This window comes from Oceaniferula marina, assembly GCF_013391475.1.
Classification (GTDB): Bacteria; Verrucomicrobiota; Verrucomicrobiia; order Verrucomicrobiales; family Akkermansiaceae; genus Oceaniferula; species Oceaniferula marina.
Map to the genome: position 1 here is coordinate 602,395 of NZ_JACBAZ010000001.1, position 11,927 is coordinate 614,321.

Here is an 11,927-nt window from a genome sequence, read left to right on the forward strand (position 1 = left end):
CAAATTCAATGGAATAGCAACTGAAGTCGAACATCATAGAACCGACGAAATGGGCGTTTTACGTCATATCCTTTTTCGCCTTGTTTCTGGTCATATCATTGGTTTCGTCCATCAGTATTTGCGAAATTGATTTAGGTTCCTTTTCCTGAAGGGAGAATATTTCTGATTTGATCAATCTGCTGCTTGAGGTCACCGGCAGCACGCTGATAGCCGTGCTGTTGACAAGTGTTGCAGAAAGCACCCGAAAACGTGAGGAGAAACAGAGCTTCGTTTTCAATCAGTGTGATCGATTCCATAGCTATGACACTTATACTACCCAGCTCAGAGGTAGGAGATTTTAGTCATGGTCGATGACCCACCGCTTACTCTACAGGTTGATGATATCCTTCTGTCATTAAAAATGCTCGGCAGAGAACCAGTATCATTGGATGGATTGATGTTGTCTTTTGCAAAGATCAGTGCCGGCCCGGAACGGCTACGGTCCCGACAGATCAGTAGGTTCATGTCGCAGTTACGGCCTCATCAGCATCTAGTGTTGAGTTTTACATCAATGGTAGCGCCACCGGCCGTGGTGGTAATACAAGCAACATGGCCACCTCAGATGACCCCTATGCCCTTGGCCGATCCTACGACGCCGGACCAGATCAAAACCAGAGATTTGCTGGTAACCTTGACGAAGTATGTACTCGGTAGAAGACGCCTCGACGATTGCGGCCCTGGCAGCAGTGCCCGAGCCATCTTCACTGGCACTGCTTGGGCTCGGGGGTGTCGCTCTGATTCTTCGTCGCCGTATGTAAGCTGCCATTCCAACGAAATCTTCTTTTCGTGTTTGTCCGCTTTCTCATACGAGGAAGCGGACTTTTTGCGTTTACCTGAGGCGGACATAGTTCACAATTCACCACTCCCCCCCTTGTGACCCTTTTTTAGGATTCATTTCAATTCACAAAAAACCTTTGCCAAATACCAATTATGTTGCAATAGACAATGATGCCCATTTATATCTTCGATCATCTTTCCTGTGTTTAATAGATCGTTTTTTACACATCAAGGGCACATCAAGGACTCCACAACTAGGACTCTGGTCCAGAGCAGCCGCAACCATTCCATTCATGAAAGAAATTAGCCTACCCGTCCTCCGAGAATCTGCAGTCACGGCTATGGACTTCCCTAGCATGCAGGCACCAGGTCTGGAACGGATCGGAGTCGCCAAGGTGACAGGAAACTATCACCGTAAGCCCCAAAAAGACGATACGCGTTATACCCATCTGCACGTCACCCTGAAAGGCTCCGCCTCGTTTCGGATCCTTGATCAATGGTGCGAACTTCCTGTAAATCAGGCACACATTCTCCCCAAGGGCGCATATCCCTGCGAATGGAAATGCAAAGACAAACAAGACAGCCCGTGGGAGGTGCTCTATGTTCGAATGTCGGATCAATTCAAACCGTTGACATACTATCAATTGGATCAACCGTTTATTAAAAAACAATGTGATCCTCAGGATTTACTATGGACTTTCCAAAGGCTTCACCGCGAGGCTTTACGGCAAGTGAACCGACCTGTCATTGTCAACAGTCTGATTGAAATGATGGCCCATCACCTCGGGGAAGTATTTTCTACCGAACACCGGGCACCCACACTAACCAATCTTTGGAACACGGTAGCTACACGCACCGAACGAGCATGGTCACTTGATGAACTAGCGGCGGTGGCCTGCATGAGCAAAGAAAGTCTGCGCAAAGCCTGCATTGAAGAGACGAGCTATAGCCCCATGCAGCAAGTCACCCGGTTGCGAATGAGACAGGCCAGCATTCTACTCCAGTCTGGTTTATATCGGATAGGAGATGTTGCGAACCTAGTTGGATATAACAACCCATACAATTTTTCAACAGCATTCAAACGTCATCACGGATTCACTCCAAGACAGCTACTTCCAACACCTAAAGCCACGAACTAACAAATTTAAATCCTATGAACCCAATTTTTCAAACTTCTCTGGTTGCATGCAGCCTACTCTTTCACACCTCTATCTCCTCAGCAACTGAGGCTACAACTAACAAGAACCTTTATCTTCCAGGCAAAGCACCAGGTGCATTTACAGTCAAACCCAAGAAAGGTGGCTGGATATTCTCAAACCACGTGCTCAGCGTATCCTTCCAAAAAGAAGATAAAACGCTCCATCTCAGCACCCTTAATAATCTCACCACCAAAGAGTCATTAACTTGGGATGACCCCAATGTATTCACACTTGACCTCCCATTAGGATCTCTTCAGTCCTCCAAGATGAAGCTAATCTCAGCTCCAAAAGTCGAAACACTGAAGGCATCACCCCAAGCAGCAAAACTCTCAAGTCGTAGTCCTGGCAAAGCATTGGTTGCCACCTTTGCAGATGAACAATCCGGCATTCAGGTTCAGTGGAGAGCCGAATTTAGAGAAAACTCTAACTATTTTCGTCAAATTTTAAACTTACGTTCATCCCGCCCCGTCACCATTGAAAACATTCAGACTTTGAATGTCTCTCTTCCAGAAGCCAAGGTCGTGGGCTACACCGACGGCTCGCCAGTAGTCTGTGGCAATTGGTTTCTCGGGCTGGAGCACCCCATGGCAAAAAATTCAGCTGGAGGAACCGAAAGCTGGAGCCCCGCCGATATGGCAAATAATAAAATCACCCGCCATCTCAAGCAACTCAAAGACGGAACATGCAGCGTCACGTTTAAATACGCCGAAGGGAACCACGGTATTACCATCACCAAAGCATCTCTACTCTCCAACGGTAAAATCATTGCCACAGACGTCCACGGCGGATTCTCTGGCATCCACAGCAAAAGCAACAGCTACACGCTTAAAGTGCCTGCGGGCATTACCGAAGCTACACTCGTCGCCACCTTGAATAACGTAAAAGGGCAATACAATGGCAGCGGAGAAATCACCGTTGACAATGGAATCTTCACAACCCAGCCCCAAACTACGGCTAGCCTGCCACGTGGTTTCACTCTGAAACCCGAAGACCCATGGACCGTGTCCACCCAGATTGGCTGTGCTCCCCCTAACCAAATCCGACGAGCCTTCGCATATTACCTGCAACGCGAACGAGCACACCCTTACCGTCAATACTGGCATTATAACTCATGGTATGACCTCAACATCGGCCGTAACGATCTCGATGATCCGATCAAACGCATGAACGAACAGCAGTGTTTGGATGTCATCAAGGCATTTGACAAAAAACTGTTTCAAAAACATCAAGTAGGGGTCAATGGTTTTGTCTGGGATGACGGTTGGGACGATTGGAACTCGCTATGGGGATTTCACGAGGGATTCCCTCATGGGTTCACCAAACTCAATGAGGCAGCCCTACCTCAGGGTGCGAAAATGGGCGCGTGGCTCTCTCCGTGGGGAGGGTATGGCCGTTCTCACAAAATGCGTGTCGACTATGGCAAAAAGCACGGCTACGAAACTAATGCTGGAGGGTTCTCTCTTGGAGGCATCAAATACCGAACTGCTTACCGTGATGCATGCCTTAAAATGATCAAAGACTACAATCAGGATTACTTCAAATTTGATGGAATCGGAGGCGGCATGTGGGCCACTGGTGCACCGGCCACCATTTCTGCCGATCTTGACGGGCTTATCAAAGTCATCGAAGACCTGCGCCAGACCACCCCGTCCGTTTTTATCAACTGCACTGTTGGCACCTGGGCATCCCCTTACTGGCTGTGCTTTGCTGATAGCATCTGGCGCCAAGGCGAAGACACCGCCTTTTCTGGAAAAGGCAACCCTCGAGAACAGTGGATCAACTATAAAGACAGCATCGTTTACCGCAGGTTCGCTCATCCAAGCCCCCTCTTCCCTGTTAACTCCATGATGTACCATGGCTTGACGGTCGGCCCTATGGGAAACCCTGCAAAAATGCCAAGCCCGGCAGAAAACATTAATAGCTACAGCAACGAGGTTCGGATGATGGCAGCCTACGCTAGCACCCTAGGAGAACTATACGTCACTCCAGCAATGCTCACGGATGAAGCTTGGGCTGTCCTTGCCGAAAGCATTCAATGGGCACGCACTCACCAGAAGCTTCTCAGCGACACCCACTGGATCGGCGGCGATCCTGCAAAACATCAAATATACGGTTTTGCGGCATGGCATCCTGACAAAGGCGGTGTCATTACACTCCGCAACCCGGATGACAGAAAGAAAAGCATTACTCTGGATCTTCGGACCATCTGGGAACTGCCAACAGATGATGACCTCCAGTATACACTCCATAGCCCGTGGATCGAAGATCACGGAAAGCCTCCCGTGCCAGCCAGAGCCAACACCCCACTGACAGTTACGCTTCAACCATTTGAAGTCCTCACCCTGCAAACAAAGCATTAACACAAACGCCCACAATAATGGCCAGTATTAGCCAGCCCCCTGAAAGTATTCTAAAGCAAAACCTAACCCTTCCCTATTTTGCTCCTGAGCCACTAAGTGAGTTGCCACTGGTCTATCAACGAGACCACCTGTTTCCCTACACCAGCTATGGATCTACCCAGAGTACCCCAAGTCAGCGTCAGTTTGAACTTCTGGTATTGGAAAATGCGGCAGTCCGAGTCAGTATCTGTCCAGAACTGGGGGGGAGAGTCATGAGTTATCTGGATAAGTCCACTGGCAAGGAGCTATTGTTTTCCAATCCGGTGGTTAAACCTACTCGTATCCTTCCCATCTGGGGGTTTATTTCGGGAGGCATCGAATTTAATTTTCCGATTGCCCACTCCCCGACATCGATCGCCCGAGTTGGTCATACGACTGGCTCCACTCAGACAGCAGATGGGAATTACCACTATGTTCGGGTGGGTGAGCGAGAAGCAAGAACAGGAATGGAATGGGTTGTTGAGTTAGGTCTCTGCGGTGACCATCCTGCTCTGATCCAGCGGACCGCACTGCGAAACCCAAGCTCGAAAGCCCATCCGTGGATGATGTGGACCAACTGTGCCGTCCCGTCGACGCCCCATACGGAGTTCATTTTCCCCTCTGGCAAGACATTATGCCACAACAGCCAGCTTACCGAAATCCAATGGCCCAGTGCCGAATGCAACTGGGAAAAAAACATCCATGAAATGACTGGGTTCTTTTGGCAATCCAGCAGAGATTACAGCTTTGGAGTATACCATCACGACACAGATAGTGGTCTGATCCATCTCGCGGACCCAAAGCAAGTCCCGGGCAAAAAACTATGGACCTACGGCCATGGAACCGATTCCGAATGGGCCAAGGAATCCACCGACGGGCTACTTTCGTATTCCGAAATTCAAAGTGGTCCACTCTGTGATCAGGGGCAAAAACCCCTTTTCCCACCCGGAGTAGAAATGCGCTTCGAGGAATATTGGCTTCCAGCGCGAAGACGAGATGATTTTAATGCCCTCGAACTTCCAACTCTAGACCTGCCGATCTGGAGTAAACAAGAGCCTTGGCTCGGATACAAGCACTCTCCCTGGCAATCCGCATGGGAAGCATTTATAGCAGGTAAAGGCAAGCTACCGGACAATGCCAGATCTCGTATTCCCACCGGGCTCGATCTCGAGTCCTCACTGCGAACAAACAAGTCAGCTGATGCAAAAGAGGCCCTCGCCCTATGGCTGATCGGTCAACAACGCCACAATGAAGCTCTAGATCTCCTGCTGCCACTCAAGCATAGCAGTGCACAACGGCTCGTCGGGCTCATTCTCTGGAAGACCAGAAATGAGACCAAACAGGCGTTGAAACATCTGAGACGTGGACCTATGCACGATCCGGTTGCTGTCACAGAACTCGATCAACTACTCGAGCAGCTTCACCTCCATGGAGAACGAGCCACCCTGCTTCATGCAGCTCGTCCTCATCGGCTTATCGTCGAACGTCAAGCCCAGCTTGCCCTCATCCAAGGAAAGCCAGAACAAACGCTCAAGATACTTACAAATACAATCTGGCCAAGAGAACATCAACGGTATGTTCGCAGTGACTTATGGAACCAAGCATGTCAGCTACTCGGTAACAATTGGCCAGTCCCCAATTCCCTCGGAGAAGATTCTTTGGCATCATTTGGAGCTTACTGGTCCGATGAAAAAGCAAGCATATGATCAAGCTCACCACTATTACCCCTCAACATCTCACCCCAAGAACAAAGAACCATGCTTAAAACAGCAAACAGACTAGCCCTCTAGGCGGCGACAGCAACACTGCCCCAGGCAGCCATTACGGTAGCTAGCAGCTATGACCTTGACTCATACAGCTCATCAAACCCAACACTCACTGACAGCTCTGACAACGGCAATGATTTCACAAGCCTTCAAAATCCAGGATCAACCATCACCAATCCAGGCAGTGGACTTGTAGGAGGGAGCGCAAATTCCTTGAACATCAGCGGTGGTGCAAACACCGTTTTTTTCAATGGAGAAAGCTATGGCAATCTGGCTGACAACTTCGCTATTGACTTCTATTACGCGCCTGACAGCACCCTGACCAACGGGATATTAATCGCATCGATTAACGATGAAAGCATTAACCTCAATTTTCGAATCAGCGGTGGTAACTACCAACTGGAAGGCAACGGCATCGGTAGCAGTGTTACAGCTGCGGATGGGGCACGGTAAGACTCACAGCCATCCGCGAAAGCGGCACACCAATTTCTATGTCAACAACAGTCGCATAGGATCCGACACATCTACGGCTGGAACGCTGTATAGTCTCATGCTTGGATTCGGTGCAGGAGGTGTCGCTCTGATGCTTCGCCGCCGCAAGCAACTCAAGAGCCGAAGGGACACTACTATTTGAGCTAACCACCCTTCTCATAGTCAACCGCTTCCATTCCCGTGGGAACGGTTTTTCACCTCATTCCGAGTGGCGGTTCACAAAACATTTCCATCCGATTATCGGGTACAGACTGCCAATTCCGGCAAAAATATGAGATCTGGAAACAAAACGAGAGCACACAGCGTTATGGCTATGTGTTTTACCGAACTTGTATCTAAACATCTCACCGCCAAAGTGTGTAAAAATGACTTCTCTGCCCCCTCCCATGCAGCTCAAATTCTTCATCTTTTTCCTCTCCCTACTGACCACATCGATGGCCGACAATGTCCGGCAGGAGATCAAAACGGCCAAGCAGAGGGTCCAGAATTCACGATCCTTGGTTGACCAGCTGGATTTTCAGTCGCACTGGACCGAGGACGGCAAAGCTCTGATTGTCAAAACAACGGTTGGCAATCAAAAGCAGTACAAGGAGATCGATCTGGCATCAGGCCGGACGACCGTGCTTAAGGACAACGAAAAACTGCAAAAGCGCATGCAGGTCAGCGCCACACTGCTTTCCCCTGTAGCCATCAAACGCCAACGAGGTCACGGAGGCAAAGCCAGCACCGTGAGCATCGATAACCAAACCAAAGGTCCCATCGAATTGTTTTGGCTGAATCATCAACAACGCAAATCCTACGGCCGGATTGAGGCAGGCAAATCCTACCGCTCCGCCAGCTACCACGGCCACCGCTGGCTCGTCACTGACGGCCAGGGAAAGGAGCTCGCTGGTTTCTCGGTAGAAAAATCGTCCACCCACGCCGTGATTACAGGGCCCGTCAATGGCAGGACAGATGACAGCGCGGCAGCAGCAAACATCAACAAGCCGCTCTCACCAGACGGAAAATGGAAGGCTCTGATCGTGAACCATAACCTTCACATCATATCAACGCAGGACGGCCGCAGTATCTCTCTAACGAGCGATGGAACGGATCAAGCTTATTACCGGGGACCTTTCCTCTGGTCTCCCGACTCAAGCAAGTTGCTTGTTCACCATCAGCTGCGAACCAAGGTGCGCAAAATCCATTTTGTCGAAGCCTCTCCGAAAGGCCGGGTCCAACCCAAGCTGCACACCCTGAATTACAACAAGGCAGGAGACCCGATCGCCCCCCCAAAACCCAGACTGTTCGACATTCAAACGCAAAAACAAGTCCCACTGGATGATAAACTCTATAGCAATCCATGGAGTATTCGTGCTCTGCACTGGGCCGCCGATTCGTCAGCCTTTTTCTTTGCCTACAACCAACGCGGGCACCAAGTGATGCGGTTGGTCCGAATTGAAGCCGCAAACGGCAAAGCCAGAAACTTATTTGAGGACCGAAGTATAACCTTCATCGATTATAGCCAGAAGTTCCATCTCACCCACATACCCGCGAGTAAAGAAATCATCTGGGCCTCCGAACGAAGCGGACACAACCACCTTTACCTTCTCAATGAAGAAACCGGGGCGATCAAATCAACCATCACCAGCGGCGACTGGAATGTCTTCAAGGTTGTCAGTATCGACACGGAAAAGCGAAGCCTTCTGATCCAAACCATCGGCCTCAACCCGGCAAGCCCGTATTACAAAGATTTCATCCAGGTTGGTTTCGATGGCAGCGAATTCCGTCAGCTAAGCAAAGCTTCAGGCAATCATTCCATTGAGTTCTCGCCCGATCAATCCTACTTCATCGATAGCTGGTCGCGGGTGGATCACCCACCGGTGCGGGAACTCCGCAGGAGCCATGACGGCAGCCTCGTTACAGAACTCAGCCGCGCTGACGACTCACGATTGTCAGCTACCGGATGGAGTCGCCCCGAACGATTTGTTGCCAAGGGCCGCGATGGTAAAACCGACATTCATGGCGTCATCATCAAACCGTCCGATTTCGATCCCAAACTCAAGTACCCGGTAATCGAATGTATCTACGCCGGCCCGCATGGCTTCTTCACCCCTCAAGACTATCGCCTCAACTCCGTCATGAGAAACTATGCCGAACTTGGATTTGTGCTGGTTCAGATCGATGGCATGGGAACCAATTGGCGGAACAAGGCCTTCCATGATGTCTGTTGGAAAAACCTCTCCGATGCTGGCTTCCCGGATCGCAAACTCTGGATCCGCGAAGCGGCCAAATCCCGCCCGTGGATGGACCTCTCCCGGGTGGGTATCTTCGGTGGTAGTGCCGGCGGGCAAAGTACGGTTGCCGCCCTGCTCCATCACGGGGACTTCTATCATGCAGGCGTCGCCGATTGCGGATGCCACGATAACCGGATCGATAAAATCTGGTGGAACGAAGCGTGGATGGGCTGGCCGGTCGACAAAAGTTATGCCGAAAACTCCAATGTTACCCACGCAGACAAACTAAAAGGAAAGCTGCTGCTCATCTACGGCGAAGTCGATAGCAATGTGGATCCGGCATCCACCGCTCAACTGGCGGCAGCCCTGCAACGTGCCGGCAAGTTTTTCGAATACATGCCAATCATGGGGGCGAACCACGGCGCCGCGGAATCATCCTACGGCAATTACCGTCGGGCTGAATTTTTCATCCGGCAGCTCGAACCTGCCAAGCGTGGCATGCCGAACAAAAGCCAGAACTGATTCGAGCTCTCACAGGAGCATACATGGATCATTTACGGCTTTTCAGGCAGTTGGACTTCGACGATGTTCGTCCACTCCGTGACATTGCTGCCCTGCCCCTTAATCCTGATATAGCGGGTCTTCACCGATTCAGTGAAAGCAAAGTACTCAGGCCCCTTGGATTGACCGGAACTTTTCCCATCAAAGACCTCAATCCAGGAATTGCCATCGGTTGAGTAAGCAATGGAAAATTGATACTTTCGCTGGTCTCCCTTAAACCACTGGATCGAGAGACCATCAAGATTTCTCTGCTTGTTCAAATCGAGGCGAAGCCATGAACCTTTGGTTCTCGCCGACCAGTGGGTTTTAAGGTTTCCGTCGGCAGCATACTGGGCAATGTTATTCTGGTCTTCTTCCGAGGCGAGAGCGACGTCAAAATCAGCAACCAGCAGTTCACGCTTTTTGGCTGCTTCCCTGGCTTTTAATTCCGGGTCATAGACGAGCTTACAGAGATCCTGTAATTTCTTCCCCTTATAACTTGCCGTGACCTCAATGGTATTCTCCCCGGGTTTGAGCTGCATATCAGACCAAAGGAACACCTTTACGTCGTCACCGGGGATGCTGCTGATTCGTTTTCCATTCAAGTGAAGCTCCACTTTTTCGCAGTTCGAGTATGCCTTGATCTCCATGGTTTTCTCACCGATTACGCCCAGCCTTTTCCCGGAGAGATGAAGAACCGGTTCCTCCGACCAATTCGCTTTGTAGAAAAAGAAGGCATCCTTTTTCTGTTTGCGGTCATAACTAATCAGGCCTTTGTGATTCAGCCCCTTGATCCCGCCTCGGCTCCATCCGGCGACATTAAAATCAAACATATTCCAAATGTATGCTCCCCAAATGAAGGGACGAGGCTGCATCTGCCTCCATTGAATCTCATGCTGCAACGATTGATATTGCTCAGGGAAAAAATCTCCCGCGGCCGCTGGCTGCTTTGGCTTGTATTTCTGGTGGGCTATGTTGCCCCCGCATCCATACTCGGCGACACAAACCGGATTGTCAGGCCTGACCTTGCGAGTGCCATCCGCCCAGGCTCCGATTTCATCTGATTTTCCGTAATACCAACCGAAGTAGCGGTTGCTGCCCATCAGGTCGGCGTGGCAATCCATAAAGCGAGTCAAACTCCCGAATCCGCTCGTGGAAACGGTAAAGCGGTCAGGGTCCTCCGATTTGGCAAGGTTATGCAAGTCCTTGGTAAGAAGCACTGGAAACTGGTTATCATGTTTTGCATAGACTTCGTTATGCAGGCCCCAAATACAGATCGAGGGGTGGTTGTAGTTCTGGCGAATCAACTCCAGCATCTGCTGCTTTGCATTGTCCCCTTCCGCCCCATTCCAGGTATTCACAAAGGGAATTTCAGCCCAAATGACAAAGCCGAGCCGGTCACCATGCGCATACATATCGTCAGCTTGCTGGTAGTGAGCGAGGCGCAATGACGTGCACCCCATTTCATACATCAACTCACTGTCGATTCGGTGCTGATCTGCGGAAAGCGCGCTACCATCATCCTTCCATTCCTGGTGACGACAAACGCCATAGAGGCGATACGGTTCTCCGTTAAGGATAAATCCCTGCTCAGCATCCATTCGGAAAAATCGAAGGCCCAGAGGTTGGATCACCTGGTCGATCACCTTTTCATTTTGAATGAGGTCCACCTTAACCTGATAGAGATACGGGTTCCTGCGACCATGCCAGAGTGTTGGGTTTTCAATCGTCATTACCTGATCGACCGCTGTCAGTGTCGTCGACCTAAGATCGACGCTTTTACTTGCTCGGGAAACCTCACGCCCGTCCTTATCAATCACCGTGGTTTTCACCGTGACCTCCTGCCCATCCGGGTGTGCGTTCGTGAGTTTACTTTTCACCTGAATTTGCGCCTGTTTTTTACTTACATGCTTCTGTCGTATGTAGACTCCCGGGGAAGCGTAGTCTGTCGGGCTGATGTTAATCGGATCGGTGACGATCATGGAAACGGGACGGTAAATGCCACCAAACACGGTAAAAAGATTGTGGTTAATCGGGATGATATCCTTGCGAATTGTATTATCAGCACGCACAAATACCTGATTGGCCTCACCAAACTTCAGGGCTTTGGTGATTTCAAAACAAAAGGCCGCATAGGCTCCTTTATGATGACCCACATGCAAACCATTAACATAGACATCCGCCACCTGGCCAACTCCTTCAAATCGAAGAAAAACCCGCTTTCCTTTATGCGATGCTGGAATGGTGATCAATTTGCGATAGCAACCCACCCCTTTGTAATATTGTCCGCCTGACTGGGCATCCTTGCTGTTCCAGGTGTGAGGCAAGGTCACCGACTCCCATTTCAGCCCTCCTGACGACGAGGCAAATGCATCCTTGGTTTCGCAGTTCGAGCGGATAAACTCCCAATCGTCATTGATCGATTGGGTTTCTCTAGCATGAGCGATAGTAATACAAACCCATGCGAGAACAACGGTGTAAAAATACTTATTCATGATCAATGGTGTGCGTTGAATTTCT

At 50.2% G+C, this 11,927-nt stretch carries 9 protein-coding genes; 7 read left to right on the forward strand and 2 right to left on the reverse strand.

Annotated features, from left to right (window positions below):
* Positions 1-131: 131 nt before the first annotated feature.
* On the reverse strand, positions 132-296 hold the full coding sequence (locus HW115_RS02470) for a hypothetical protein (RefSeq protein ID WP_178930986.1): 165 nt from the start codon (positions 294-296) through the stop codon (positions 132-134).
* A 250-nt stretch (positions 297-546) separates the two neighbouring features.
* Between HW115_RS02470 and HW115_RS20310 the strand changes: the two genes are divergently transcribed.
* From HW115_RS20310 to HW115_RS02505, 7 genes are all read left to right on the forward strand, one after another.
* A complete protein-coding gene (locus HW115_RS20310; RefSeq protein ID WP_178931434.1) occupies positions 547-693 on the forward strand; it encodes a hypothetical protein in 147 nt (48 codons plus the stop codon).
* Positions 681-797 (forward strand): PEP-CTERM sorting domain-containing protein, encoded by a 117-nt coding sequence (locus tag HW115_RS02480; RefSeq protein ID WP_178930987.1) that lies wholly within the window; start codon positions 681-683, stop codon positions 795-797. The genes HW115_RS20310 and HW115_RS02480 overlap by 13 nt, the downstream gene beginning before the upstream one ends.
* A 312-nt stretch (positions 798-1,109) precedes the next feature.
* Positions 1,110-1,955 (forward strand): helix-turn-helix transcriptional regulator, encoded by an 846-nt coding sequence (locus HW115_RS02485; RefSeq protein ID WP_178930988.1) that lies wholly within the window; start codon positions 1,110-1,112, stop codon positions 1,953-1,955.
* 182 nt (positions 1,956-2,137) lie between these two features.
* Positions 2,138-4,375, forward strand: a complete 2,238-nt coding sequence (locus HW115_RS02490) for an alpha-amylase family protein (protein WP_178930989.1) — start codon at positions 2,138-2,140, stop codon at positions 4,373-4,375.
* 17 nt (positions 4,376-4,392) lie between these two features.
* Positions 4,393-6,099, forward strand: coding sequence for a DUF5107 domain-containing protein (locus HW115_RS02495; RefSeq protein WP_178930990.1), 1,707 nt, complete (start codon positions 4,393-4,395; stop codon positions 6,097-6,099).
* A 273-nt stretch (positions 6,100-6,372) separates the two neighbouring features.
* Positions 6,373-6,612 (forward strand): hypothetical protein, encoded by a 240-nt coding sequence (locus HW115_RS02500; RefSeq protein ID WP_178930991.1) that lies wholly within the window; start codon positions 6,373-6,375, stop codon positions 6,610-6,612.
* A 425-nt stretch (positions 6,613-7,037) separates the two neighbouring features.
* Complete coding sequence (locus tag HW115_RS02505; RefSeq protein ID WP_178930992.1) at positions 7,038-9,389, forward strand: prolyl oligopeptidase family serine peptidase; 2,352 nt, start codon at positions 7,038-7,040, stop codon at positions 9,387-9,389.
* Between the two features lie 32 nt (positions 9,390-9,421).
* Here HW115_RS02505 and HW115_RS02510 read toward each other — a convergent pair whose 3' ends face one another.
* Positions 9,422-11,902 carry a discoidin domain-containing protein gene (locus HW115_RS02510; RefSeq protein WP_178930993.1) on the reverse strand — a complete coding sequence of 827 codons (2,481 nt, stop codon included), beginning with the start codon at positions 11,900-11,902 and terminating at the stop codon, positions 9,422-9,424.
* Positions 11,903-11,927 lie beyond the last annotated feature (25 nt).